Origin of the sequence: Streptococcus mitis (assembly GCF_003942795.1) — a bacterium.
GTDB classification, from domain to species: Bacteria; Bacillota; Bacilli; order Lactobacillales; family Streptococcaceae; genus Streptococcus; species Streptococcus mitis_BJ.
In genome coordinates this window covers 1-26,132 of sequence record NZ_RJNY01000004.1, presented here as the reverse complement: position 1 = coordinate 26,132, position 26,132 = coordinate 1, and the positions used below count along the sequence as shown (strand labels likewise).

22 protein-coding genes, 4 tRNA genes and 1 pseudogene are annotated in these 26,132 nt (G+C 35.2%); 19 read left to right on the top strand and 8 right to left on the bottom strand.

Going from position 1 to position 26,132, the window contains the following annotated elements; translation table 11 throughout:
- Positions 1-31: 31 nt before the first annotated feature.
- Positions 32-2,584 (top strand): YfhO family protein, encoded by a 2,553-nt coding sequence (locus D8847_RS02810; RefSeq protein ID WP_125840528.1) that lies wholly within the window; start codon positions 32-34, stop codon positions 2,582-2,584.
- A gap of 21 nt (positions 2,585-2,605) precedes the next feature.
- Here the strand turns inward: D8847_RS02810 and D8847_RS02805 are convergent, their stop codons facing one another.
- Positions 2,606-5,260: a YhgE/Pip domain-containing protein gene (locus D8847_RS02805; RefSeq protein WP_125840527.1), complete on the bottom strand. Its 2,655-nt coding sequence runs from the start codon at positions 5,258-5,260 to the stop codon at positions 2,606-2,608.
- A gap of 127 nt (positions 5,261-5,387) precedes the next feature.
- Here D8847_RS02805 and D8847_RS02800 point away from each other — a divergent pair, with 127 nt between their 5' ends.
- Positions 5,388-5,930, top strand: a complete 543-nt coding sequence (locus D8847_RS02800; protein ID WP_125840526.1) for a TetR/AcrR family transcriptional regulator — start codon at positions 5,388-5,390, stop codon at positions 5,928-5,930.
- A gap of 39 nt (positions 5,931-5,969) precedes the next feature.
- On the opposite strand, the gene D8847_RS02795 is transcribed toward D8847_RS02800, so the two are convergent.
- The 7 genes from D8847_RS02795 to rlmH form a co-directional block, all read right to left on the bottom strand.
- Positions 5,970-6,043: transfer RNA gene (locus D8847_RS02795), tRNA-Asn, on the bottom strand.
- 5 nt (positions 6,044-6,048) lie between these two features.
- A tRNA-Glu gene (locus tag D8847_RS02790) sits at positions 6,049-6,120 on the bottom strand.
- Positions 6,121-6,171: 51 nt separating this feature from the next.
- Complete coding sequence (gene comE / locus D8847_RS02785) at positions 6,172-6,924, bottom strand: competence system response regulator transcription factor ComE (protein WP_000866079.1); 753 nt, start codon at positions 6,922-6,924, stop codon at positions 6,172-6,174.
- Positions 6,921-8,240 (bottom strand): competence system sensor histidine kinase ComD, encoded by a 1,320-nt coding sequence (comD, locus tag D8847_RS02780; protein WP_125840525.1) that lies wholly within the window; start codon positions 8,238-8,240, stop codon positions 6,921-6,923. The genes comE and comD overlap by 4 nt, the downstream gene beginning before the upstream one ends.
- A 20-nt stretch (positions 8,241-8,260) precedes the next feature.
- Positions 8,261-8,386: a competence-stimulating peptide ComC gene (comC, locus tag D8847_RS02775; protein WP_125840524.1), complete on the bottom strand. Its 126-nt coding sequence runs from the start codon at positions 8,384-8,386 to the stop codon at positions 8,261-8,263.
- 166 nt (positions 8,387-8,552) lie between these two features.
- A tRNA-Arg gene (locus tag D8847_RS02770) sits at positions 8,553-8,626 on the bottom strand.
- 43 nt (positions 8,627-8,669) lie between these two features.
- The gene (gene rlmH, locus D8847_RS02765) at positions 8,670-9,149 is read right to left on the bottom strand and encodes a 23S rRNA (pseudouridine(1915)-N(3))-methyltransferase RlmH (protein ID WP_125840523.1); all 480 of its coding nucleotides are present in this window, start codon (positions 9,147-9,149) and stop codon (positions 8,670-8,672) included.
- A 177-nt stretch (positions 9,150-9,326) separates the two neighbouring features.
- Between rlmH and D8847_RS02760 the strand changes: the two genes are divergently transcribed.
- The 17 genes and pseudogenes from D8847_RS02760 to D8847_RS02685 all read left to right on the top strand — a co-directional run bounded on the left by D8847_RS02760 (position 9,327) and on the right by D8847_RS02685 (position 26,109).
- Positions 9,327-10,517, top strand: coding sequence for a S1C family serine protease (locus D8847_RS02760; protein ID WP_000681812.1), 1,191 nt, complete (start codon positions 9,327-9,329; stop codon positions 10,515-10,517).
- A gap of 57 nt (positions 10,518-10,574) precedes the next feature.
- Complete coding sequence (locus D8847_RS02755) at positions 10,575-11,333, top strand: ParB/RepB/Spo0J family partition protein (protein WP_125840522.1); 759 nt, start codon at positions 10,575-10,577, stop codon at positions 11,331-11,333.
- Positions 11,334-11,549: 216 nt separating this feature from the next.
- On the top strand, positions 11,550-12,911 hold the full coding sequence (gene dnaA / locus D8847_RS02750; RefSeq protein WP_125840521.1) for a chromosomal replication initiator protein DnaA: 1,362 nt from the start codon (positions 11,550-11,552) through the stop codon (positions 12,909-12,911).
- Between the two features lie 158 nt (positions 12,912-13,069).
- A complete protein-coding gene (gene dnaN, locus D8847_RS02745) occupies positions 13,070-14,206 on the top strand; it encodes a DNA polymerase III subunit beta (protein ID WP_000581146.1) in 1,137 nt (378 codons plus the stop codon).
- 64 nt (positions 14,207-14,270) lie between these two features.
- Complete coding sequence (locus D8847_RS02740) at positions 14,271-14,465, top strand: DUF951 domain-containing protein (protein WP_000285178.1); 195 nt, start codon at positions 14,271-14,273, stop codon at positions 14,463-14,465.
- 84 nt (positions 14,466-14,549) lie between these two features.
- The gene (ychF, locus tag D8847_RS02735; protein WP_061452249.1) at positions 14,550-15,665 is read left to right on the top strand and encodes a redox-regulated ATPase YchF; all 1,116 of its coding nucleotides are present in this window, start codon (positions 14,550-14,552) and stop codon (positions 15,663-15,665) included.
- Positions 15,666-15,737: 72 nt separating this feature from the next.
- On the top strand, positions 15,738-16,307 hold the full coding sequence (gene pth / locus D8847_RS02730; RefSeq protein ID WP_125840520.1) for an aminoacyl-tRNA hydrolase: 570 nt from the start codon (positions 15,738-15,740) through the stop codon (positions 16,305-16,307).
- Positions 16,308-19,811: a transcription-repair coupling factor gene (gene mfd / locus D8847_RS02725; protein WP_125840519.1), complete on the top strand. Its 3,504-nt coding sequence runs from the start codon at positions 16,308-16,310 to the stop codon at positions 19,809-19,811.
- A gap of 57 nt (positions 19,812-19,868) precedes the next feature.
- Entirely contained in the window at positions 19,869-20,135 is a 267-nt protein-coding gene (locus tag D8847_RS02720; protein WP_001234975.1) for an RNA-binding S4 domain-containing protein, read from the top strand.
- Entirely contained in the window at positions 20,128-20,496 is a 369-nt protein-coding gene (locus D8847_RS02715) for a septum formation initiator family protein (protein WP_000041922.1), read from the top strand. Before D8847_RS02720 ends, D8847_RS02715 begins: the two co-directional genes overlap by 8 nt.
- Before the next feature lie 4 nt (positions 20,497-20,500).
- Positions 20,501-20,623: an SP_0009 family protein gene (locus tag D8847_RS10750; RefSeq protein ID WP_000429343.1), complete on the top strand. Its 123-nt coding sequence runs from the start codon at positions 20,501-20,503 to the stop codon at positions 20,621-20,623.
- Positions 20,616-21,884, top strand: coding sequence for a serine hydrolase (locus tag D8847_RS02710; RefSeq protein ID WP_125840518.1), 1,269 nt, complete (start codon positions 20,616-20,618; stop codon positions 21,882-21,884). The genes D8847_RS10750 and D8847_RS02710 overlap by 8 nt, the downstream gene beginning before the upstream one ends.
- Positions 21,881-23,158, top strand: a complete 1,278-nt coding sequence (gene tilS, locus D8847_RS02705; protein ID WP_125840517.1) for a tRNA lysidine(34) synthetase TilS — start codon at positions 21,881-21,883, stop codon at positions 23,156-23,158. Before D8847_RS02710 ends, tilS begins: the two co-directional genes overlap by 4 nt.
- A 4-nt stretch (positions 23,159-23,162) precedes the next feature.
- The gene (gene hpt / locus D8847_RS02700; RefSeq protein ID WP_125840516.1) at positions 23,163-23,705 is read left to right on the top strand and encodes a hypoxanthine phosphoribosyltransferase; all 543 of its coding nucleotides are present in this window, start codon (positions 23,163-23,165) and stop codon (positions 23,703-23,705) included.
- Between the two features lie 15 nt (positions 23,706-23,720).
- The gene (gene ftsH, locus D8847_RS02695) at positions 23,721-25,679 is read left to right on the top strand and encodes an ATP-dependent zinc metalloprotease FtsH (RefSeq protein WP_084874658.1); all 1,959 of its coding nucleotides are present in this window, start codon (positions 23,721-23,723) and stop codon (positions 25,677-25,679) included.
- Positions 25,680-25,718: 39 nt separating this feature from the next.
- A pseudogene (locus tag D8847_RS02690) lies at positions 25,719-25,970 on the top strand (23S rRNA (uracil-5-)-methyltransferase RumA); the annotation flags it as partial.
- Between the two features lie 67 nt (positions 25,971-26,037).
- Positions 26,038-26,109 (top strand) — tRNA-Glu (locus D8847_RS02685).
- Positions 26,110-26,132: the final 23 nt, after the last annotated feature.

Sequence of the window (26,132 nt, the reverse complement as noted above, 5' to 3'; positions counted from 1 at the left end):
AACTGAGGTTTCTATCATTCTACGAGGTAACATGAAATCATTTTTTAAAACATATTGGACCTATTTTGTTTCTTTCATCATTCCTTTAGTAATTATGACTGGAGTATACCTAACTCAAGGTATCTACTGGAATAGCGATACATCTCCACTATTAGGAGATGGTTTTCATCAATACGTTATTTTTGATGTGGCTTTACGGAATATTCTACATGGAAACGGTAGTTTGTTTTACACCTTTACAAGTGGCCTCGGACTGAATTTCTATGCTCTATCTAGTTATTACTTGGGTAGTTTTCTTTCACCCATGGTTTACTTTTTTAATCTGTCGAATATGCCAGATGCTATTTATCTGACCACTCTCTTAAAATTTGGATTGATTGGTCTGTCAACCTTCTTTAGTTTGACTAGATTATTTAAAGATATCCCAAAATTTTTAAAACTTGCCTTATCTACTTCCTATGCTCTAATGAGCTTCACTGTCAGTCAGTTAGAGATAAAAACCTGGCTAGATGTTTTTATCTTGATTCCTTTAATTATAACTGGTTTATACCTACTTATAACACAAAAGAAGCGCCTACTATACTTTACAAGTTTGTCAATCTTATTTATTCAAAATTATTATTTTGGGTATATGACAGCATTGTTTCTTATTTTCTGGTATCTCTGCCAAATTTCTTGGGACTTTAAAACTCGAAAATCATCTTTTATTGATTTTGTTGTTACCTCCTTTTTAGCAGGAATGGCTAGTTTGATTATGACTCTTCCTACACTATTTGATTTACAAACTCATGGTGAGAAGTTAACTGCCATCACAAAATTAAAAACAGATAGTAGCTGGTATCTGGATATTTTCGCAAAACAATTCATTGGATCTTTTGATACAACTAAGTATGGATCTATACCAATGATTTTTGTTGGACTGCTCCCTTTTATTTTAACCATTCTATTTTTCACAATAAAATCTATAAGGTTTCACGTGAAACTTACCTATGCAATTTTCTTTACTTTTTTAATAACAAGTTTTTACATAGAAGCACTTGATTTATTTTGGCAAGGGATGCATACACCAAATATGTTTTTGCATCGCTATGCTTGGATTTTTTCCACTCTGTTAATTTATACTGCAGCAGAAGTCTTAAATCGTCTGAAAGAACTGAAGCTCTGGAATATATTTGTCTCACTTTTTCTTGTACTAACAGGATTTTTGGCTACTGTCTATTTTAAATCACACTATTCTTTTCTAACTGATTTGAATATCCTGCTCACTCTTGAATTTCTACTAGTTTATGCTCTTTTACTTCTTGCAGTCATTAGAAAATTTATCTCTATAAATCTATTTGCAATTCTTTTGTCTTTATTTATAACAGCTGAGATAAGCTTAAATGCTTCATCTCAAATGGAAGGAATAGCTAAAGAATGGGCCTTTGCTTCTCGTAGCGCCTATAATAGAGATATCACTGCTATGGAATCCATTCTAAACCAAATTGACAATCCATTTACACGTACTGAAAAACTGCAAATTCAGACTGGGAATGACAGTATGAAATTTAACTACAATGGAATCTCTCAATTTTCGTCTGTACGAAATCGTTCAGCTAGCACTAGTTTAGATAAACTTGGATTCAAATCCTCTGGAACTAACCTCAATCTCCGTTATGCTAATAACAGTCTTTTAGCAGATAGTTTATTTGGAATCCAGTACAATATTTCTGAAACTTCACTTGATAAGTATGGCTTTCAAGAAATTTATCAAAAGGATCATTTAACCTTATATAAAAATCAACTCTCTTTACCCATTGCCTTTGCTACTCAATCTATTTACACAGATGTAAACTTTAACAATCACACTCTAGATAATCAGGCTTTATTTATAAACCAGCTTGCTAATCTCAACTTAGATTACTTCTCTCAAATAGCATATGATAAAACAGATAATTCTGAAGGTTTAACGAGCATCACAGGTTCTGCGAATGAAGATGCAAAGATTGATTATCAAATTGAGGTTCCTCAAAATAGTCAAGTATATCTCTCTTTTTCAAATCTTCATTTTACAAATGATAAGCAAAAGAAAGTTGACATCCTTGTCAACGGTGAAAAGAAGACTTTTACAACTGACAATGCTTTTAATTTCTTTAATTTGGGTTATACTGAGGAACAAAAAACTTTCAATATCAGTGTTAGTTTCCCTGGAAATTCTCAGGTGTCATTTGAATCTCCAACCTTCTATCGTTTAGATACTCAGGCTCTTACTGAGGCAATTCAAAAGATTAAAGAACAACCTGTAGAAGTATCCACCTCTAAAAATAAAGTCTTTGCTACATATGAAGTAAAACAAGATACCTCTATTTTCTTCACTATTCCTTATGACAAAGGTTGGTCTGCATACCAAGATGGGAAAAAACTTGAAATCAAGCAGGCTCAGACTGGTTTTATGAAAGTTGATGTTCCAAAGGGAAAAGGCACCATTACACTTTCCTTTATCCCCAATGGTTTTGTTATTGGAGCAGCCTGCTCACTAACTGCCCTTCTTCTTTTTGGGATTTATAATCACAGACGAAATTTATCTAAGACAGAAAAAGATTGACCAAAGAATTGGTCAATCTTTTTAATCTTCTTCCATTTTCTTAGGTTGATAAGCTAGCATACCTAAAGCAGTAAAGAAAGCTAGTGTTATAATAAGGAAAATTACTTGGTGATGAATATTTCCTGTCATAGAGATTGTTTGTCGTAAGCCTGATACCGAGTAACTCATTGGTAACCAAGGATTGACACCTTTAAAGAAAGCATTTGTCAAAGCAAGTGGATAAGTCCCTGCACTTGATGCTAACTGTAATAATAGCAAAATAAGAGAGAAGAAGGCTCCTAAACGACTATTCCAAGTTGTTAAAGCTGTCACCATAGACATGAAAGCTAAACTTGTGATTATAATTAGAATCAAGGTCCTCATCTCATGGTTCGCAGTCAATCCAATAAGATGAACACCTCCATAAACTAAAACACCTGCTAAGACAGCGATAACCCCATTTATTTCAGAACGAGACTTCAACCAAGCCCAACGACTCTCTGGATGACGTCCAGAAGGCAACTTAGCAAAAATCATATTGGTAGATATAGCAGCAACAAAAAGAGCAACTGATATCATATAAGGAGCCATGGCAATCCCATTTACAGGAACTTGGTCGTTATCTGTTTTTGAGAGAACTAGAGGTTCAGATAATGTTTCTGCATTTTTAGATTCTGTTGATGCTGATTTAAGTTGATTATTAGCATTGCCTAATCCTTGTCCTAATGAATCAACTCCTGTCTGTAAATCTTCAAGACTAGAGGTTAAGGTTGTTCCACCTTCTGCTAGTTTTCCAGCACCATCTGCAATCTTCATAGCACCACTTCCGAGTTGAGATGCTGCAGAAAGTAACTGTGTTGATTTATCTGTTAATTGACCAGAGCCAAATTGTAATTTAGTGAGACCTGCTATTAGCTCTGGACTCTTACTATTTAATTGGCTAGAACCAGATGAGAGTTTTTCGATACCTGTTACTAATTCTGGAGTTTTTCCAGCTAACGCATCTACTCCAGCTGTCAAGGTTGATGTATTTTCTGTCAACTTACTTGATCCAGAAACTAATTGATCTAGACTAGTTGTTAAACTTGCATTCTTTTCACTTAGTTGATTCGCACCTATAGAAATAGTATCCAGTCCTTTAGTATAGTTTACAACTCCTCTTTCAATTGACTGACTTCCAGGAACTAACTGGTTATCTACAGCAGTTTGCAATTTTGTAAATCCATTTGACAATGTTGTCAAGGAGCTAGATGCTGCAGGTAAGAGTTGATTTGCTTTCGTCTGCACATCAGATAGATTAGATACTTGTTGTTCTGAATTCTCTATACTTTCTTTCAATCCTCCTACTGTCGTTAAAATTGTTTTTGCTGACTCAATAGTAGAATTAGAATTTTTAGAAATAGCTTCTGTCAGTTCTTTCTTTTGTTCCTCTGTAAGAGATTGATAAGTAGCTGTTGATTGAAGGTTAGTAAGAGTTTTCTCTTGTTCTGCCTGACTTTTGGTCACAATATCCTGTGCAAGAGTTGTTAGATTTGGCAAAGCTTCTGACAATGTACTTTTCAGTTGAGTATTATCTGATATTGTAAGAGCTTGTAGTGTTTTATTTAGTTTTCCTAGACTAGTTGCTAATTGAGTTATTTGTTCATTCTGTTGAGATGAAGTATTTAATTGTGTGGATATTTCTTTGATTCCTTTATTTAATTGAGTAATACCGTCTCTCAATGTATCTGATTGACTTGATAGTTGGTTTGTACCAACAGATAATTTGTCAACTCCGCTTGTATAAGCATTGACACCAACCGAAAATTGACTGAGACCTGAATTGAGTTGTGAAACTCCACCTGTATAGGTCTTTATACCTGTATTCAGCTGATTTACACCTGCCACCAATTCAGGAGTTTTTGAGGCCAATTGACCAAGTCCAGTGTCAACCTGTGAAACTGCATTTGTATAACTTTGTAAACCACTATTAAAAGTTCCTAAACCAAGATGTAATTGCTCTATGGCAGATACATAGGCAGACAATCCCTTTGTAAATTGATTAGCTCCATTTGAAAAAGTTACACTTGAGTTAGCTAGAGTATTGAGATTTGTCGTCAATGTTTGACTTCCTTTTGCTAACTGATTAGTTCCATTAGCCAGTTTCTCACTTCCATCAGCTGCTTTATTTATCCCAGACTTCAAGTCACTCATTTTTTGAAATAGTTCCTTGGTGTATGTTTCAGTTACATTCGTAGAGACGGTTTGTTTTAATTGTGTCATTGCAGAATCACTCATCTTACTTGCAATAAAGCTACGCCCACTTGAAGTTTGATAATCAATTTGCATCTGTTCAGGGTGATTTGTTAGGATCGAAGTAGCTTTTTCAGATAGATCACTTGGTAAAGTCACTACCATATAATATTCGCCATCCTCTAGCCCCTTTTTCCCCTCTTCTTCATTGACAAAATGAAAATCTAAAGTCTTATTTTCTTTTAAATTAGACACCATGTCTTTTCCTATAGCCATTGTATTTCCATTATAAGAAGCTTCCTTGTCATTATTAACAACTGCTACAGGTAACTCCGATACTTGACCGTATGGATCCCACATTGACGATAAAAATATGATATTGTATAAAGCTGGAATGAGAGAAATTCCTATCATTACAATAATGAATGTCGGTTTTTTGAAAATTGCTTTCCATTCTTTAAACATATTTCCTCCTTTTTTAAACATATTGTCTAAATTTTTGATATAATAGATTATACATTAAAAAATCTAAATTACAAGATAAAAAAATATTTTTTAGACATATAGTCTAAATTGTTCATAAGGAGAAAATATGAAAGAAAGTAACAAACGATTAAAAACAAAGAGAAATATTGAAAATGCCATGGTTCAATTATTGATGGATCACCCCTTCGATCAAATTACTACAATTAAATTAGCAGAAAAAGCTGGAATTAGTCGTTCTAGCTTCTATACCCATTACAAGGATAAGTATGATATGATTGAACACTATCAAAGTAAGTTATTTCATACGTTTGAGTATATCTTCCAAAAACATGCTCATCATAAAAAAGATGCTATTTTAGAAGTATTTGACTATTTAGAGTCTGAACCATTATTAGCTGCTCTTTTATCTGAAAATGGCACCAAAGAGATCCAAAATTTCTTAAGAAATAAGCTTCATATCATGCTGAGCACGGATCTTCAGAAGCGTTTTATGCAACTACAACTAAATTCAATTGAATTAGAATATAGTAGCATTTATCTAACAAATGCTCTATTTGGAGTTTGTCAAACTTGGATTGCTCATGGGAAAAAAGAAAGTCCACAAGAAATGACAGACTTCCTTATGAAAATGCTAGGTGATACCAACTAAGAACAAAAAAGAACACCATCTGGTGTTCTTTTTATCTAACTCCGCCAGTAGGACTCGAACCTACGACATCATGATTAACAGTCATGCGCTACTACCAACTGAGCTATGGCGGATAAAATAGTCCGTACGGGATTCGAACCCGTGTTACCGCCGTGAAAAGGCGGTGTCTTAACCCCTTGACCAACGGACCATCTATCTGTAGCAGATATAACCATTATATCAATTTCTTACTGATTGTCAATCACTTTTTAGATTTTTTCTCTAGAATATCTTTTAGTTTACGAACTTTCAAACGGGTAATGGGACAACGATGATCTTCATAAAAAACAACTTCTAAATTTTTTCGATCAATTTCTCTCACATTTCCCACATTGACAAGGAAAGATTTATGGGAGCAATAAAATCGCTGGGTATGTTTGTCCTTTTCCTGAATATCTGTCATGGTTCCATAGAACTCTTTGGCAAAATTCTTCCCGATAATTCGCAGTTTATGAGAAACACCTGTGGTTTCGATATACAAAATATCATGGTAAGGAATTTTTAAATCATTTCCCTTATAGTTGTAATCAAAATAGTCTACAACATCTTCGTTTTCAAGTAACATACTCTTAGTATAAAAAATACTCTGCTCGATACGTTTTTTAAACAATTCATCATTGATGTCTTTATCAACAAAATCTAGAGCTGATACCTGGTATTTGTACGTTAAGGTAGCAAATTCAGATCGACTGGTAATAAAGACAATAATAGCATAGGGATTGTGATGACGGATAAACTGAGCCACTTCAAAGCCTTTTTTCTCGATTCCATGAATATCGATATCTAGGAAATAAAGCTGGTTTACTTCATCATTTTCGATATATTCCTTAAACTCACGAACTTTTCCTGTTGTCTTATATGAAATAGGAATATTCGATTCTTCAGAGATTTCATTCAATATTCTCTCTAGTCTCACTTGATGTTCAATAACATCTTCTAAAATTAATACTTTCATTCAAATTCCCTCTTAAATCTAATAATTTGTCTAAATGTGTTATCTTCCATCTCAGTTTCTAAAATAATATTGTCATACTTATCTAAAATCTCTTTGACATTATTAAGTCCTAGACCCCTGTTTCTTCCCTTGGTAGAGAAACCTAAGGCAAATAGGTCCTCTGAAGGCGTCATAGTGATTTTGCATGAATTCTGGATAACTATAACTGTTTCAAAATCCATTTTAATGACTGCAACTTCCATTTGTTTCAAGTAACTATCTGCAGCACCTTCAACAGCATTATTTAATAGAATGCTCATGATGCGAACAAGATCAAGTAAATCCATTGACAATCTAGTAATAACATCTTTTACTTCCAATGTAAACTCTACATCATTATTTCGTGCATAGACAATTGATTGAGCAATTAAACTTCGTAAAGCCGAATCTTCTATGTTGTTTAAATCAAAGTAAGTATATTTGTCTGACCTCAATTTCTGATTTGCTTTTACTAGGACTTCGTTGTAAATCCTGTCAATTTCGTGTAAATCTCCGCTGTCAATCACCATTTGCATGCTGACAAGCATCCCTGCATAGTCATGACGAAAACCTCGAATCTCATTATACAAACCCACAATCTCATCTGTATAAGTTTGTAAATACTTTTGTTCAAATTTCTTCTGCTTTAGGGCAATCTCTTTTTCAATTTGAACCTTATAAGAATTCATTGCAAAGAAAACTAATAGCAGACAGATAAAAACAATGGTTGATAAAATACTTCCGAAGCTATTTAAGTGATGAATCGTACTTACTATATCTGAAAAGAACAATAAGATATGCAATCCGAAAAAAGCAACTATCACTTTTTTTAAAAAAGGGTAGAGGTAATCTTTGTCAAAATNTGTTATTTCTAAGTGGAAATAACGACTTATTTTTATAATAATAAAATAAGTCAACAATAATACTACTAAAAAGAATATACTTTTATATTGTAATACAAGACCATCACCCATTATAGAAGATAATGTTACGGATATAAAAGTATGGGTACTATGATATAATAAGGATAGTAGTAAACTAATAAAAATCCCTTTATATTTTTCATACTTCTTTAACTTTCTTAAATAAGGGTACACAACCAAAGGAAATAAAAATTTAGACAAAGCAAAACTATCAGAATATACTAGAGTAATAATTTCTTCGAGTATCAAAACTGATATGCATGTGTAACACAAAAAAACAATTTGTTCTTTTCTATTTACTTTACAAATCCATTCATAACTTTTGCTAATGATGAGAAAATAAAAAATAGCTATCCCTAATCCAAATAAATCCATTACTCACTACCTTTATTTCATTACTTTTTTCTTGGAAAAATAAGATTACGAATCGATTCTGAAATTCTCCAGTCTCCACCTCGAATTTCTTGCAATTCTGCCTCTGTTACCTCTTTAAATTGTTCCAATTTTTCTGTATTTTTCATAATGAAATCTCCTGTATTATTTTTTTTCTTGTAAGTTAACTTACAAAACTATTATACAAAATGAAGATCATGTAAGAAAAAATTTTTCTCAACTGTACATTTTTGCACCTGAAACGCACTTTTTTAAGAAAAAAGCTGGGATGAATCCCAGCTTCGCATCTAACATTGATCCCAGCAGGATTCGAACCTGCGACCGTTCGCTTAGAAGGCGAATGCTCTATCCAGCTGAGCTATGAGACCTAACATGACCATTCTATCAAAAAACAAGAGCTAAGTCAATCTTCTATTTGTGGTAAGGAGAACCCTGTTGAATTGTAAAAGCACGGTAAATTTGTTCAACAAGAACCAATCTCATTAACTGATGTGGTAATGTCAGACGTCCAAAACTGACAGAAAGATTGGCCCTATTTTTTACAATAGGAGCTAGACCTAAACTTCCTCCAATAATAAAAGTAAGAATTGAGTAACCTTTGATAGAAGCCTGCTCTAGTTGCTTACTAAAATCTTCTGAGGAGAATGTTTTTCCTTCAATTGCTAGTACAACGACAAAGTCTCTTTCTCCAACCTTAGAAAGAATTCTTGCGCCTTCTGTTTCCAAAATTTTTTGATTTTCTAATTCACTGGCTTTGTCAGGTGTCTTCTCATCAGCGAGCTCAATCATTTCTAATTTAGCGAAACGTGAAATTCGTTTGGTATACTCAGCAATACCATCTTTTAAGTATTTCTCTTTCAGTTTTCCTACTGTTACAACTTTTATTTTCATTCTTCTATTCTATCATATCCACACTTTATTTCACATCTTATGCACATGAAAATCATCCAAAAATACTATAAAATTCACAGAATAAGGTGAGTTATCCACAACTTGTGTAAAACTTTTAAGCTTAGATTAAGTTAATAGGTTTATAATCTTGACAAACAATAGCAAACGGAGGCGTTTATGAAACACTTACAAAAATTTTACAAAAAAGGAGTTACTTTTCTTGTAATTATTCTGATAGGATTTTTGAGTGGTGCACTAGGAAGTTTTGTAACATTACAACTTTATCAAAAACAAGGAAATCAAGCTACAAATAATAATTCTGGCACTGTAACTCAAACATCATACAAGAATGAAAACTCAACTACTCAAGCAGTGAATAAAATTAAGGATGCTGTTGTATCAGTCATTACTTACTCTGCTAATAAACAAAGTAGTGTATTTGGAACTGAAGAATCAAATTCTGATACGGATAATCAACAGATTGCAAGTGAAGGATCAGGTGTCATCTATAAAAAGAACGAAAATGATGCTTATATTGTAACAAATACTCACGTTATTAACGGAGCTTCAAAAGTCGATATCCGTTTAGCTGATGGTACAAAAGTCCCTGGTGAAATTATTGGATCGGATACCTTCTCTGATATTGCTGTCGTAAAAATTTCTTCAGAAAAAGTTACAACAGTGGCAGAATTTGGTGATTCAAGCCAACTTAACGTTGGAGAAACAGCGATTGCTATCGGTAGTCCTTTAGGTTCAGAATATGCTAATACAGTTACACAGGGAATCATCTCAAGTCTTAATCGGAATGTTTCTCTAAAATCTGAAGATGGTCAAGCTATTTCAACAAAAGCCATTCAAACAGATACGGCCATTAACCCTGGTAACTCTGGTGGTCCTCTTGTAAATATTCAAGGACAAGTAATTGGTATTACATCAAGTAAGATTGCAAGTAATGGTGGAACATCTGTAGAAGGTCTTGGTTTTGCAATTCCTTCAAACGATGTACAAAATATCATTAAACAGCTTGAAAGTGATGGTAAAGTGACTCGTCCTGCTCTTGGAATCCAAATGGTCAATCTGTCCAACGTTGGAGCTAATGATCTTAGAAAACTAAACATTCCAAGTGGCCTCACCTCAGGTGTAGTTGTTCGATCTGTTCAAAGTAACATGCCTGCAAATGGACATCTTCAAAAATACGATGTCATTACTAAAGTTGATGACAAAGAGATTACTTCATCAACAGACTTACAACATGCTCTTTACAACCATGCTATTGGAGACACTATAAAAATAACCTACTACCGTAATGGTAAAGAGGAAACAACCTCTATAAAACTAGATAAGAATTCTGGTGATTTGGAACGTTAATTGACATCAGTGTAAAGAAAACTTTACAGAAAGTAAAAGATATGTTAGTGTAGAATCATGGAAAAATTTGAAATGATTTCTATCTCTGAAATACAAAAAAATCCTTACCAACCTCGGAAAGAATTTGATGTAGAAAAATTAAAAGAATTAGCTCAGTCAATCAAAGAAAATGGGCTCATCCAACCAATCATCGTTCGTCAATCTCCTGTAATTGGTTATGAAATCCTTGCAGGAGAGAGACGATATCGGGCTTCTCTCTTGGCTGGTCTGACCTCTATCCCAGCCGTTGTAAAGCACCTCTCAGATCAGGAAATGATGATTCAATCTATCATTGAGAATCTGCAGAGAGAAAATTTAAATCCTGTTGAAGAGGCACGCGCCTACGAATCTTTAGTAGAAAAAGGATTTACTCACACTGAGATAGCGGATAAAATGGGGAAATCTCGTCCTTATATCACTAATTTTATTCGTTTACTTTCCCTACCAGAATATATCTTAACAGAAGTAGAAAATGGAAAAATTTCTCAAGCGCATGCACGTTCTCTAATTGGTTTAGACAAAGAGCAGCAAGACTATTTCTTCCAACTAATCAAAAATGAAGATATTTCTGTGAGAAAGTTAGAAGCACTTCTTACAGAGAAAAAACAAAAGAAGCAAAAAAAAAGTGATTCTTTCATCAAAGACGAAGAAGATAAATTAAAAAAACTACTCGGTTTAAGTGTAGAAATTAAACTTTCAAAAAAAGATACTGGAAAGATTATTATCTCCTTTTCAAGTCAAGAAGAATACGATAGAATTATTAACAGCCTGAAATAAGGCTGTTCTTTTATTTTCTCAACCCACAAATTTATCCACCAATTTTCTTATCAAAAACCCTATTAAATCAAGGATTTTCCTATTTATCCCCAACCTGTGGATAAATACTACTAACATTGTGGATTCTTTTCCCCAATCTGTGGAAAAATCCTACTATCTATGGTAAAATAAGTCTAGCACTAAACTACTAAAATCATAGTAAAGGAGGAAAATTAGTTGAAAGAAAAGCAATTTTGGAATCGTATTTTAGAATTTGCTCAAGAAAGATTGACTCGATCTATGTATGATTTCTATGCTACACCTGCTGAACTCATCAAAGTAGAAGAAAACACAGCTACTATATTTCTACCGAGATCAGAGATGGAAATGGTGTGGGAGAAGCAATTAAAAGATATTATTGTTGCTGCTGGTTTTGAAATTTATGATTCTGAAATCAAACCTCACTATATTTTCACTAAACCTCAGAGTACAGAATCTCCTCAAGTAAATGATACGAATAGTGTCTCTACTTACGATTACACACCTGCACTACCAACGATTCCCTATTCTGAAACAGGATTAAAAGAAAAATATACCTTTGATAACTTTATTCAAGGTGATGGGAATGTTTGGGCGGTGTCTGCTGCACTAGCTGTATCTGAAGATTTAGCTCTGACCTATAATCCTCTTTTCATCTATGGAGGACCTGGTCTTGGAAAGACTCACTTACTCAATGCGATTGGAAATGAGATTTTGAAAAATATTCCTGATGCGCGTGTCAAGTACATTCCTGCCGAAAGCTTTATCAATGACTTTCTTGAACACTTGCGACTTGGGGAAATGGAAAAGTTCAAAAAAACTTACCGTAGCCTTGATCTCTTGTTGATCGATGATATCCAATCTCTCAGTGGCAAAAAAGTCGCGACCCAGGAAGAATTTTTCAATACCTTCAATGCTCTTCATGATAAGCAGAAACAGATTGTCCTAACCAGTGATCGTAGTCCTAAACACCTAGAAGGCCTTGAGGAAAGACTTGTCACGCGCTTTAGCTGGGGATTGACGCAAAATATCACTCCTCCTGACTTTGAGACACGTATTGCCATTCTTCAAAGTAAAACAGAGCATTTGGATTACCATTTCCAAAGTGATACTCTGGAATACTTGGCTGGCCAATTTGATTCAAATGTTCGAGAATTAGAAGGAGCAATCAACGATATCACTTTAATTGCCAGAGTAAAGAAAATTAAGGATATCACTATTGATATTGCTGCGGAAGCTATTAGAGCACGTAAACAAGACGCCCGCCAGATACTTGTTATTCCAATTGAGAAAATCCAAACTAAAGTTGGTAATTTTTATGGAGTGAGCGTCAAAGAAATGAAAGGGACGAGACGAGTTCAAAACATCGTTTTGGCACGTCAGGTTGCCATGTATCTAGCTAGGGAACTGACAGATAACAGTCTTCCAAAAATCGGAAAAGAATTTGGCGGAAAGGATCACACCACCGTTATTCATGCCCATGCCAAAATTAAATCACTGATTGACGAAGACGATAATTTACGTTTAGAAATAGAAGCAATCAAAAAGAAAATCAAGTAGCTTGTGGATAAGTTTTCCTTTCTTATCTTTTTTATACACATTTTTTAAACAAGCTCCAAAGCTTGAATTTACTAAACAACACCCAGTTTTCCACAGAATTCACAGACTCTATTATTACTATTAACTTTCTAATACTAAAAATAAATAAAGGAGAATCCATGATTCATTTTTCAATTAATAAAAATTTATTTCTACAAGCCTTAAATACCACAAAAAGAGCAATAAGCTCTAAAAATGCTATTCCAATTTTATCAACAATCAAAATTGACGTTACCAATGAAGGAATTACTTTAATTGGATCAAATGGGCAAATCTCCATTGAAAATTTCATTTCTCAAAAGAATGAAGATGCTGGTCTTTTGATTACTTCATTAGGTTCGATTCTTCTTGAAGCCTCTTTCTTTATCAATGTTGTATCCAGTCTTCCAGATGTAACGCTAGATTTCAAAGAGATTGAACAAAAACAAATTGTCTTAACCAGTGGCAAATCAGAAATTACTCTAAAAGGAAAAGATAGCGAACAGTACCCACGAATCCAAGAAATTTCTGCAAGCACACCTTTGGTTCTTGAAACCAAACTACTCAAGAAAATTATCAATGAAACAGCATTTGCTGCAAGTACGCAAGAAAGTCGTCCAATCTTAACAGGTGTTCATTTTGTATTGAGCCAACACAAGGAACTAAAAACAGTTGCGACAGACTCACACCGTCTTAGCCAGAAGAAATTGACTCTTGAAAAAAATGGTGATGATTTCGATGTAGTAATTCCTAGTCGTTCTCTACGCGAATTTTCAGCGGTATTTACAGATGATATTGAAACTGTAGAGATTTTCTTTGCAAATAATCAAATCCTCTTTAGAAGCGAAAATATTAGCTTCTACACTCGTCTCCTAGAAGGTAATTATCCTGATACAGATCGTTTGATTCCAACAGACTTTAATACTACAATTACTTTTGATGTGGTTAATTTGCGTCAATCTATGGAGCGTGCTCGTCTCTTATCAAGTGCGACTCAAAATGGTACTGTGAAGCTTGAAATTAAAGGTGGAGTTGTTAGCGCCCATGTTCACTCTCCAGAAGTTGGTAAAGTAAACGAAGAAATCGATACGGAGCAGGTGACTGGGGATGATTTAACTATTAGTTTTAACCCAACTTACTTGATTGATTCCCTCAAGGCTTTAAATAGCGAAAAGGTAACTATTAGCTTTATCTCAGCTGTTCGTCCATTTACTCTTGTGCCAGCAGATACTGACGAAGATTTCATGCAGCTGATTACACCCGTTCGTACAAATTAAGTAAAAGAGGTTGAGCCTGGCTCGCCTCTTTTATGATATAATCGAAAAAGAAAAGGAGAATAGTATGTATCAAGTTGGAAATTTTGTTGAGATGAAAAAGCCTCATGCTTGCATAATCAAATCAACAGGAAAAAAAGCTAATCGTTGGGAAATCACTCGTGTAGGGGCAGATATCAAAATCAAATGTAGCAATTGTGACCACCTTGTCATGATGAGTCGCTATGATTTTGAACGAAAAATGAATAAGATTATTGACTAAGAACCCTTAGTTAGAGAGTTAGCAAGTTTTCCCTTTTTGTGTTATAATGTTAGGGATTGAAATGAGAACGGAGAATGAGAAACTATGGCTTTAACAGCAGGTATCGTTGGTTTGCCAAACGTTGGTAAATCAACCCTTTTTAATGCAATTACAAAAGCAGGAGCAGAGGCGGCAAACTACCCATTTGCGACTATCGATCCAAATGTTGGGATGGTAGAAGTTCCAGATGAACGCCTACAAAAACTAACGGAAATGATTACTCCTAAAAAGACAGTTCCCACAACATTTGAATTTACAGATATTGCAGGGATTGTAAAAGGAGCATCAAAAGGAGAAGGTCTAGGAAATAAATTTTTGGCCAATATTCGTGAAGTAGATGCGATTGTTCACGTAGTTCGTGCTTTTGATGATGAAAATGTGATGCGCGAACAAGGACGTGAAGACGCCTTTGTGGATCCACTTGCAGATATTGATACCATTAACCTGGAGTTGATTCTTGCGGACTTAGAATCAGTTAATAAACGCTATGCGCGTGTAGAAAAGATGGCACGTACGCAAAAAGATAAAGAATCAGTAGCAGAGTTTAACGTTCTTCAAAAGATTAAACCAGTCCTTGAAGATGGAAAATCAGCTCGTACCATTGAATTCACAGATGAAGAGCAAAAAGTCGTCAAAAGTCTCTTCCTTTTGACGACTAAACCAGTTCTTTATGTAGCGAATGTGGATGAGGATGTCGTTTCAGATCCAGATTCTATCGACTATGTGAAACAAATTCGAGAATTTGCAGCGACAGAAAATGCAGAAGTAGTAGTTATTTCCGCGCGTGCTGAGGAAGAAATTTCTGAGTTAGATGATGAAGATAAGCAAGAGTTTCTTGAAGCACTTGGCTTGACAGAATCAGGTGTTGACAAGTTGACTCGTGCAGCCTATCACTTGCTTGGGCTTGGAACTTACTTCACAGCTGGTGAAAAAGAAGTCCGTGCTTGGACCTTTAAGCGAGGGATGAAAGCTCCTCAAGCAGCTGGTATTATCCACTCAGACTTTGAAAAAGGGTTTATTCGTGCAGTAACAATGTCATATGAGGATCTAGTGAAATATGGATCTGAAAAGGCTGTAAAAGAAGCTGGACGCTTGCGTGAAGAAGGTAAAGAATATATCGTTCAAGATGGCGATATCATGGAATTCCGCTTTAACGTTTAATAACATTTAATAAATAGTGTCAATTAGGTTGGAAAAAAATTCCAACCCTTTTGGCTTTTGAAAGGAAAATAAATGACTAAATTACTTGTTGGATTAGGAAATCCAGGGGATAAATATTTTGAAACCAAACACAATGTTGGCTTTATGTTGATTGACCAAATCGCTAAAAAACAAAATGTCACTTTTACACATGACAAGATATTTCAAGCTGACCTAGCATCTTTTTTCCTCAATGGAGAAAAAATTTATCTCGTCAAACCAACAACATTTATGAATGAAAGTGGAAAAGCGGTTCATGCTTTATTGACTTACTATGGTTTGGATATTGAAGATTTACTCGTCATTTACGATGATCTTGACATGGAAGTTGGGAAAATTCGTTTAAGAGCAAAGGGTTCAGCAGGTGGTCATAATGGTATCAAGTCTATTATTCAACATATTGGAACCCAAGTATTTAATCGTGTTAAAATAGGTATTGGAAGACCTAAAAAAGGCATGTCAGTTGTTCATCATGTTTTAAGTAAGTTTGATCAGGATGACTATGTGGGTATTTTACAGTCTATTGACAAGGTTGACGATGCTGTAAACTACTATTTACAAGAGAAAAACTTTGAGAAAACAATGCAGAGGTATAACAGCTAAATGGTGACTTTATTAGATTTATTCTCAGAAAATGACCAGATAAAAAAATGGCATCAAAATCTGATAGATAAGAAAAGACAACTAATACTTGGTTTATCAACTTCTACCAAGGCTCTTGCAATTGCAAGCAGTCTAGAAAAAGAAAATAAGATTGTGTTACTGACTTCAACTTATGGAGAAGCAGAACGAATTATCAGTGATCTTCTTTCTCTCTTAGGAGAGGAACTTGTCTATCCATTTTTGGTTGATGACTCTCCTATGGTAGAGTTTTTGATGTCTTCGCAAGAAAAAATCATTTCGCGGGTTGAGGCCTTGCGTTTTTTGAGTGATCCGTCTAAGAAAGGGATTTTAGTTTGTAATATCGCAGCGAGTCGGTTAATTTTACCCTCTCCGACTAGATTTAAAGAAAGTACTATAAAAATTGCAGTTGGCGAAGAATATGACCAACGCGAGCTACTTCACCGGTTAAAGGAAATTGGATATCGAAAAGTTACTCAAGTACAGACACAAGGTGAGTTTAGTATTCGAGGAGACATTTTAGATATTTTTGAGATGTCTCAGTTAGAACCTTTCCGAATCGAGTTTTTTGGCGATGAAGTAGATGGTATTCGTACTTTTGAAGTCGAAACACAATTATCGAAAGAAAATCAGACAAACCTCACTATCTTTCCAGCTAGCGACATACTTTTGAGAGAAAAAGATTATCAACGAGGACAGTCAGCTTTAGAAAAGCAAATTTCAAAGACTCTATCACCAATTTTAAAATCATATTTGGAAGAGATTTTGTCAAGTTTTCATCAAAAACAAGTACATTCAGATAGTCGAAAGTTTTTGTCCTTATGTTACGATAAAACATGGACTGTATTTGATTATATTGAAAAAGATACACCAGTATTCTTTGATGACTATCAAAAATTGATGAATCAGTATGAATCCTTTGAAAGAGAATTAGCACAATACTTTACAGAAGATTTACAGAATGGTAAATCATTTTCTGGGATGCAGTATTTTGCAGATACAGAGCAAACCTATAAAAAACAAAGTCCAGTTACCTTTTTCTCCAATCTGCAAAAGGGCTTAGGAAATCTTAAGTTTGATCACATTTATCAATTTAATCAATATCCCATGCAAGAGTTTTTCAATCAATTTTCATTTTTAAAAGAAGAAATTGAGCGATACAAAAAAATGGACTACACTATTATTTTGCAGTCTAGCAATTCAATGGGAAGTAAAACATTGGAGGATGTTTTAGAGGAATACCAAATCAAATTGGATTCCAAAGATAAGTCAAGTATCTGTAAAGAATCTGTAAATTTGATTGAGGGTAATCTAAGACATGGTTTTCATTTTGTAGATGAAAAAATTCTCTTGATTACTGAACATGAGATTTTTCAAAAGAAATTAAAACGTCGTTTTAGAAGACAACATACTTCAAATGCAGAGCGATTAAAAGATTATAATGAACTTGAAAAAGGTGACTACGTTGTTCACCATATTCATGGAATTGGTCAATATTTAGGAATCGAAACAATTGAAATCAAAGGGATTCACCGTGATTATGTCAGTGTACAGTATCAAAATGGTGACCAAATCTCCATCCCAGTAGAGCAGATTCAGTTACTGTCTAAATATGTTTCAAGTGATGGGAAAGCGCCAAAACTTAATAAATTAAATGATGGTCATTTCAAAAAGGCCAAGCAAAAAGTTAAGAAACAAGTAGAGGATATAGCTGACGATTTAATCAAGCTTTATTCTGAGCGTAGTCAGTTGAAGGGGTTTGCTTTCTCAGCTGATGATGATGAGCAACATGCTTTTGATGATGCTTTCCCTTATGTTGAAACGGATGATCAACTTCGTAGTATTGAGGAAATCAAGAGAGATATGCAGGATTCTCACCCCATGGATCGACTTTTGGTTGGAGATGTTGGTTTTGGGAAGACTGAAGTAGCAATGCGTGCTGCTTTTAAGGCAGTCAATGATCACAAACAGGTGGTCGTTCTAGTTCCAACGACGGTTTTAGCGCAACAGCACTATACGAATTTTAAGGAACGATTCCAAAATTTTGCTGTTAATATTGATGTGTTGAGTCGCTTTAGAAGTAAAAAAGAGCAGGCAGAAACACTTGAAAAACTAAAGAATGGTCAAGTCGATATTTTGATTGGAACGCATCGTGTTTTGTCAAAAGATGTTGTGTTTTCAGATTTGGGATTGATGATTATTGATGAGGAACAACGATTTGGTGTCAAGCATAAGGAAACTTTGAAAGAACTGAAAAAACAAGTAGATGTTCTAACCTTGACAGCAACGCCAATCCCTCGTACTCTCCACATGTCTATGCTGGGAATCCGAGATTTGTCTGTTATTGAAACTCCTCCAACCAATCGCTATCCTGTTCAAACCTATGTATTAGAGAAGAATGATAGTGTCATTCGTGATGCTGTCTTGCGTGAAATGGAGCGTGGAGGTCAAATTTACTATCTTTACAATAAGGTTGACACGATTGACCAGAAGGTTTCGGAATTACAGGAGTTGATTCCAGAGGCTTCGATTGGGTATGTTCATGGACAAATGAGTGAAATTCAGTTGGAAAATACTCTACTTGATTTCATTGAAGGTCAGTATGATATTTTGGTGACGACTACTATTATTGAGACAGGGGTAGATATTCCAAATGCCAATACCTTATTTATTGAAAATGCAGACCATATGGGTTTGTCAACCTTGTATCAATTAAGAGGAAGAGTCGGTCGTAGTAATCGTATTGCTTATGCCTATCTCATGTATCGTCCAGAAAAATCAATCAGTGAAGTCTCTGAAAAGAGATTAGAAGCGATTAAGGGATTTACAGAATTAGGCTCAGGATTTAAGATTGCTATGCGAGATCTTTCGATTCGTGGAGCAGGAAATCTCCTAGGAAAATCGCAGTCTGGTTTCATTGATTCTGTTGGTTTTGAATTGTATTCACAGTTATTAGAGGAAGCTATTGCTAAACGGAACGGTAATGGGAATAAAAGAATCAAAGGAAATACTGAGTTGATTTTACAAATTGATGCTTATCTTCCTGATACTTATATTTCTGACCAACGACATAAGATTGAAATTTACAAGAAAATTCGTCAAATTGACAATCGTGTCAACTATGAAGAACTACAAGAAGAGTTGATGGACCGCTTTGGAGAATACCCAGACGTAGTGGCCTATCTTTTAGAGATTGGTTTGGTCAAGTCATATTTTGACAAGGTATTTGTAGAACGTGTGGAAAGAAAAGAAAATAAGATTACAGTTCAATTTGAAAAAGTCACTCAACGACTATTCTTGGCTCAAGATTATTTTAAAGCCTTATCCGCAACGAACTTAAAAGCAGCCATAACTGAGAATAAGGGATTAATGGAAGTTGTATTTGATGTCCGAAACAAGAAGGATTATGAAATTTTAGAAGGTTTGCTGATTTTTGGAGAAAGTTTATTAGAGATAAAAGAATCAAAGGAAGCAAATCCCATTTAACATTTTTCTTCTATAAAAAGGATAAAAATGGTACAATAATAATTTGAGGTAATAAAAATGAGATTAGACAAGTATTTAAAAGTATCACGAATTATTAAGCGCCGCACAGTCGCAAAAGAAGTAGCAGATAAAGGTAGAATCAAGGTGAACGGAATCTTGGCCAAAAGTTCAACGGATTTGAAAGTTGATGACCAAGTTGAAATTCGCTTTGGAAATAAGTTGTTGCTTGTTAAAGTACTAGAGATGAAAGATAGTACAAAAAAAGAAGATGCAGCAGGCATGTATGAAATTCTCAGTGAAACACGGGTAGAAGAAAATGTCTAAAAATATTGTACAGATGAATAATTCTTTTATTCAAAATGAACATCAACGTCGTCGTTACCTGATGAAGGAGAGACAAAAACGAAATCGTTTTATGGGTTGGGTCCTTATTTTGATGATCTTGTTGTTTATTTTACCAACTTATAACTTGGCCCAAAGCTATGATCAGTTACTGCAACGACGTCAGCAATTAACAGAGTTGAAAGAGCAGTACCAAACTCTTAGTGATGAAAAGGATAAGGAATCCGCCTTTGCTGCAAAGTTGAAAGATGAAGACTATGTAGCAAAGTATGCACGCGCCAAGTACTATTACTCAAAGAAACGAGAAGCAATTTACACAATTCCTGATTTGCTTCCGAGGTAATGTCATGGAAAATTTATTGGAAGTTGTTGAGCAATTTTTAAGTTTATCAGATGAAAAATTAGAGGAATTGGCAGCTAAAAACCATTTATTACGATTACAAGAAGAAAGGGAAGAGAAGAATGCGTAAGTTCTTAGTAGTTTTATTGCTACCTGCTTTTATCATAACCTCAAGAGTAGTTAGCACAGAAAAACAGCTTCCTTACTCTTCACAAGAAATTTATTATCTAACCGAGTCTGATTATGGATTCTACTATAAAGAAACTCTTGAATCTCCAATGGTTTATGGAGAAACATCCGTCTATGCTAATGAGGATCTTGTCAAGGAGTCTGGTAAATTGACTCCTGGAATGCCCTTTAAAATCGTAGAATGGCGTTTGAATAGACAAGGTGTTCCTGTTTTTAAATTAGATAATCACCAGTTTATCCTTGCAGATAAGCGCTTGGTCTATGATCAAAGTCAAGTTCAAACTCAAAATAGGCAAGTATGGTTGGAGCCAGGGTTTATTATCTATAACAGCCCCTATGATGCGAAAGAAATTTCTTCCTCTTTCTCTCCCTATCAACGCGTAACAGTGGATAGAGCTCTCTTTGCTGAGGGACAAGAATTTCTTCATATTGATCAAGTTGGGTGGGTATCAAAAGAGTTCACCTCAGAAGAAGACAATCGCATCCAGAAGGTTCAAGAAGTTTTATCAAGCAACTATCAGAACGAAAATTATTCTATTTATGTTAAACAACTGACTACGGGTAAAGAGGCTGGGGTGAATGAAGACAGTAAACTCTATGCAGCTAGCATCTTGAAACTAGCCTACCTTTATTATGCTCAAGATAAGATAAACCAAGGGGAATATACGCTAGACAGTAGCTTCAAGTATATCCCAGAAGTAAATAGTTTCCCTGGGTCCTATAAACCAGAAGGTAGTGGTAGCTTACCTAAAAAAGAAGATAACAAAGAATACAGTCTTCAACAGTTGATTACCAAGGTAACAAAAGAGTCTGACAATGTTGCTCATAATATTTTAGGTTATTATGTGACCAATCAATCTGACGGGGCTTTCAAAGAAAAAATGTCCACCATTATGGGTGAAGATTGGGATGTGAATGATAAACTGACTTCTTCAAAAATGGCTGGAAAGGTCATGGAAGCTATTTATAATCAGAATGGTTTTGTCCTAGAGTCTCTAGGTAAGACCGATTTTGACAACCAACGAATCGCAAAAGGTGTTTCGGTTAAGGTAGCTCATAAAATTGGAGATGCCGATGAGTTTAAACATGACACTGCCATTGTTTATACGGATTCTCCTTTTGTTCTTTCCATTTTCACCAAAAATTCTGATTATGATACTATTGCTAAGATAGCTAAGGATGTCTATGAGGTTCTAAAATGAGGGACCAGGATTTTTTAAATCATTTTCTCCGAAAAGAGTATTTCAAAAAACATTCGAAAGTCTTATTAGCTCTGTCTGGTGGACTGGATTCGATGTTTTTATACCATCTATTGTCTACTTATCAAAATGAGTTGGGAATTGAGTTGATTGTAGCACATGTCAATCACAAGCAGAGAAGTGAGTCTGACTGGGAGGAAAATGAACTAAGGAAGTTAGCTGATGCAGCTGAACTTCCTATTTATATCACAAGCTTTTCAGGAGACTTTTCAGAAGCGCGTGCTCGAGAGTTTCGTTATGATTTTTTTAGGAAAATCATGAAAGAGGTTGGAGCGACTGCCTTGGTTACTGCCCACCATGCAGATGATCAAGTTGAAACGATTTTGATGCGCTTGATTCGAGGTAGTCGGCTACGTCATTTAACAGGAATAAAAGAAAGTCAAGTAGTTGATGAAATTGAAATCATTCGTCCCTTGTTGCCTTTTCATAAAAAGGATTTTCCACCAATTTTTCATTTCGAAGATCAAACAAATCAGGAAAATACCTATTTTCGCAATCGCATTCGGAATAGGTATATACCAGAACTTGAAAAAGAAAATCCTCGTCTTAAATCCGCCCTTTTAGATTTTGGAAGGGAGATTTCCGATTACCAAGCAGCAATAACGGAGCTTTCGAAACAAATTGATGTTGAAGATTTGAATGAGTTATTTTCATACTCCCAACAAACTCAAGGAATCTTGCTCCAGAACTATCTTAATCAATTTCCAGACTTAAATCTGACAAAGGCTCAGTTTGCCGAAGTTCGACAGATTTTAGCAACTAAAAGTCAGTATCGTCATTCTCTTAAAAATGGCTACGAATTGATAAAAGAGTATCAACAGTTTCAAATTTGTAAAATCAGTCCTCAGGCCGATGAAAAGGAAGATGAACTTGTGTTACACTATCGAAATCAAGTTCGATATATGGGCTATTTATTTTCCTTTGGCATTCCTATTGAAGGGGATTTTGTTCAAAAAGTAACGGTTTCACGGGAAACATCTGTATATATTAGATGTCGAAAACCTGGCGATGTTCTTATCCTGAATGGGCATCGAAAGAAATTGAGACGTTTATTTATAGATTTGAAAATCCCCATTGAAAAACGAAAAACAACCCCTATTATTGAGCAATTTGGAGAAATTGTCTCAATTTTAGGAATTGCGACCAGTAATTTGAGTAAAAACACGAAAAATGATATAATGAACACTGTACTTTATATAGAAAAAATAGATAGGTAAAAAGATGTTAGAACACGATATTAAAAAAATCCTCGTTTCACATGATGAAATTACAGAAGCAGCTAAAAAGCTAGGTGAACAACTAACAAAAGAGTATGAGGGGAAAAATCCAATTCTTATTGGAATTTTGAAAGGATCGATTCCTTTTATGGCTGAATTGGTCAAACATATTGATACGCATATTGAGATGGACTTCATGATGGTATCTAGCTACCATGGTGGAACAGCAAGTAGTGGTGTGATCAATATCAAGCAAGACGTGACTCAAGATATCAAAGGAAGACATGTTTTATTTGTAGAGGATATCATCGATACAGGTCAAACTTTGAAGAATTTGCGAGATATGTTTATTGAAAGAGAAGCAGCTTCTGTTAAAATCGCGACTTTGTTGGATAAACCAGATGGACGTGTTGTTGAAATTGAAGCGGATTATACTTGTTTTACTATTCCAAATGAGTTTGTAGTAGGTTATGGTCTGGATTATAAAGAAAATTATCGTAACCTTCCTTATGTCGGAGTATTGAAAGAAGAAGTTTATTCAAATTAGAAAGATCTATCTTTAATGAAAAAACAAAATAATGGTTTAGTTAGAAATCCATTTCTCTACTTGTTAATTATCTTCTTCCTAGTGACAGGATTCCAGTATTTTTACTCTGGAAATACTGCTGGACGAAGCGAAAAAATTAACTATACAGAATTGGTAAAAGAAATTACAGCAGACAATGTAAAAGAATTAACCTATCAGCCAAATGGTAGCATCATTGAAGTGTCTGGTGTTTATAAAAATCCTAAGACTAGTAAAGAGGAAACAGGAATTCAATTTTTTACTCCTACGGCTACAACAGTAGAAAGATTCTCAAGTACTATTCTTCCGTCTGATTCAACAGTTTCAGAATTGCAAAAACTTGCTTCTGAACATCAGGCTGAGGTTACAGTCAAACATGAGAGTTCAAGTGGTATGTGGATCAATATCCTTGTGTCTGTTGTTCCATTTGCTATTCTTTTCTTCTTCCTATTCTCTATGATGGGAAATATGGGAGGAAATAATAGTAGAAATCCAATGAGTTTTGGACGTAGCAAGGCTAAAGCTGCTAATAAAGAAGATATCAAGGTACGTTTCTCAGATGTTGCAGGTGCTGAGGAAGAAAAACAAGAATTAGTCGAAGTTGTTGAATTCCTAAAAGACCCAAAACGATTTACAAAACTTGGTGCGCGTATTCCTGCGGGTGTTCTTTTGGAAGGACCTCCGGGAACAGGTAAGACCTTACTTGCTAAGGCAGTTGCTGGAGAAGCAGGGGTTCCGTTCTTTAGTATCTCAGGATCTGACTTTGTAGAAATGTTTGTCGGAGTTGGTGCAAGTCGTGTTCGTTCTCTTTTTGAGGATGCAAAAAAAGCAGCGCCAGCTATCATCTTTATCGATGAAATTGATGCTGTTGGTCGCCAACGTGGTGTCGGCCTCGGTGGAGGAAATGATGAACGTGAGCAAACTTTGAACCAACTCCTGATTGAGATGGATGGTTTTGAGGGAAATGAAGGAATCATCGTTATCGCTGCAACTAACCGTTCAGATGTTCTAGATCCAGCTCTTCTCCGCCCAGGACGTTTCGATAGAAAAGTCTTGGTTGGTCGCCCTGATGTTAAAGGTCGTGAAGCAATCTTGAAAGTTCACGCTAAAAATAAACCTCTGGCAGACGATGTTGATTTGAAACTAGTTGCCCAACAAACCCCAGGCTTTGTGGGAGCTGACTTAGAAAATGTTCTAAACGAGGCAGCCTTGGTTGCAGCCCGTCGCAACAAATCAATTATTGATGCTTCAGATATTGATGAGGCAGAGGATAGAGTGATTGCTGGACCATCTAAGAAGGATAAAACAGTATCACAAAGAGAACGTGAATTGGTTGCTTATCATGAGGCTGGGCATACCATTGTTGGTTTAGTCTTGTCAAATGCCCGTGTTGTTCATAAAGTTACCATTGTACCACGTGGACGTGCAGGCGGATACATGATTGCACTTCCTAAAGAAGATCAAATGCTCCTGTCTAAAGAAGATATGAAAGAGCAATTGGCTGGCTTAATGGGTGGACGTGTAGCTGAAGAAATTATCTTTAATGTTCAAACTACAGGGGCCTCAAATGACTTTGAACAAGCTACTCAGATGGCGCGTGCAATGGTCACTGAATATGGTATGAGTGAAAAACTAGGACCAGTTCAATACGAAGGAAATCATGCTATGTTTGGTGCACAAAGTCCTCAAAAATCAATTTCAGAACAAACAGCCTATGAGATTGATGAAGAAGTACGTTTATTATTAAATGAGGCACGAAATAAAGCAGCTGAAATTATTCAATCAAATCGTGAAACCCACAAGTTGATTGCAGAAGCATTGTTGAAATACGAAACATTGGATAGTACACAGATTAAATCTCTTTACGAGACAGGAAAAATGCCTGAGACAGTGGAAGAGGAATCTCATGCACTATCTTATGATGAAGTAAAATCAAAAATGAGTGAAGAAAAATAAATTTAGAGAGGTTCGACCTCTCTTTTTATGTTCTAATGTGATGGCTACCGAGCAGAAGCCTTGATAGTCGATCCTCCTCGTACAGGCTTAGATGATAAGTTGTTGGATACCATTCTGACCTATGTTCCAGAAAAAATGGTCTATGTATCCTGCAATGTTTCGACCTTGGCACGAGATTTAGTTAAACTAGTAAAAGTCTATGATCTCCAGTATATCCAGTCGGTCGATATGTTTCCCCACACTGCACGGACAGAAGCAGTGGTTAAATTAGTGAAGAAAAGAAAAAATTAACTTCACTGAAAAAAGTCCTTGACAAAGGTAAAAAAGTAGGTATAATAGAAAGAGTTGAAAAGCTCAAGGTCCGTTGGTCAAGGGGTTAAGACACCGCCTTTTCACGGCGGTAACACGGGTTCGAATCCCGTACGGACTATGGTGTATTGTGGCTAAAAAAAC

What these genes read in the sequence shown, in the direction of transcription:
- D8847_RS02720 (WP_001234975.1), top strand. Translation starts at nt 19,869, where the DNA reads ATGAGATTAGACAAGTATTTAAAAGTATCACGAATTATTAAGCGCCGC.
- D8847_RS02740 (WP_000285178.1), top strand. Translation starts at nt 14,271, where the DNA reads ATGTATCAAGTTGGAAATTTTGTTGAGATGAAAAAGCCTCATGCTTGC.
- mfd (WP_125840519.1), top strand. Translation starts at nt 16,308, where the DNA reads ATGGTGACTTTATTAGATTTATTCTCAGAAAATGACCAGATAAAAAAA.
- D8847_RS10750 (WP_000429343.1), top strand. Translation starts at nt 20,501, where the DNA reads ATGGAAAATTTATTGGAAGTTGTTGAGCAATTTTTAAGTTTATCAGAT.
- D8847_RS02715 (WP_000041922.1), top strand. Translation starts at nt 20,128, where the DNA reads ATGTCTAAAAATATTGTACAGATGAATAATTCTTTTATTCAAAATGAA.
- hpt (WP_125840516.1), top strand. Translation starts at nt 23,163, where the DNA reads ATGTTAGAACACGATATTAAAAAAATCCTCGTTTCACATGATGAAATT.
- tilS (WP_125840517.1), top strand. Translation starts at nt 21,881, where the DNA reads ATGAGGGACCAGGATTTTTTAAATCATTTTCTCCGAAAAGAGTATTTC.
- dnaN (WP_000581146.1), top strand. Translation starts at nt 13,070, where the DNA reads ATGATTCATTTTTCAATTAATAAAAATTTATTTCTACAAGCCTTAAAT.
- ychF (WP_061452249.1), top strand. Translation starts at nt 14,550, where the DNA reads ATGGCTTTAACAGCAGGTATCGTTGGTTTGCCAAACGTTGGTAAATCA.
- D8847_RS02805 (WP_125840527.1), bottom strand. Translation starts at nt 5,260, where the DNA reads ATGTTTAAAGAATGGAAAGCAATTTTCAAAAAACCGACATTCATTATT.
- D8847_RS02800 (WP_125840526.1), top strand. Translation starts at nt 5,388, where the DNA reads ATGAAAGAAAGTAACAAACGATTAAAAACAAAGAGAAATATTGAAAAT.
- ftsH (WP_084874658.1), top strand. Translation starts at nt 23,721, where the DNA reads ATGAAAAAACAAAATAATGGTTTAGTTAGAAATCCATTTCTCTACTTG.
- D8847_RS02760 (WP_000681812.1), top strand. Translation starts at nt 9,327, where the DNA reads ATGAAACACTTACAAAAATTTTACAAAAAAGGAGTTACTTTTCTTGTA.
- D8847_RS02810 (WP_125840528.1), top strand. Translation starts at nt 32, where the DNA reads ATGAAATCATTTTTTAAAACATATTGGACCTATTTTGTTTCTTTCATC.
- comE (WP_000866079.1), bottom strand. Translation starts at nt 6,924, where the DNA reads ATGAAAGTATTAATTTTAGAAGATGTTATTGAACATCAAGTGAGACTA.
- comC (WP_125840524.1), bottom strand. Translation starts at nt 8,386, where the DNA reads ATGAAAAATACAGAAAAATTGGAACAATTTAAAGAGGTAACAGAGGCA.
- D8847_RS02755 (WP_125840522.1), top strand. Translation starts at nt 10,575, where the DNA reads ATGGAAAAATTTGAAATGATTTCTATCTCTGAAATACAAAAAAATCCT.
- rlmH (WP_125840523.1), bottom strand. Translation starts at nt 9,149, where the DNA reads ATGAAAATAAAAGTTGTAACAGTAGGAAAACTGAAAGAGAAATACTTA.
- pth (WP_125840520.1), top strand. Translation starts at nt 15,738, where the DNA reads ATGACTAAATTACTTGTTGGATTAGGAAATCCAGGGGATAAATATTTT.
- D8847_RS02710 (WP_125840518.1), top strand. Translation starts at nt 20,616, where the DNA reads ATGCGTAAGTTCTTAGTAGTTTTATTGCTACCTGCTTTTATCATAACC.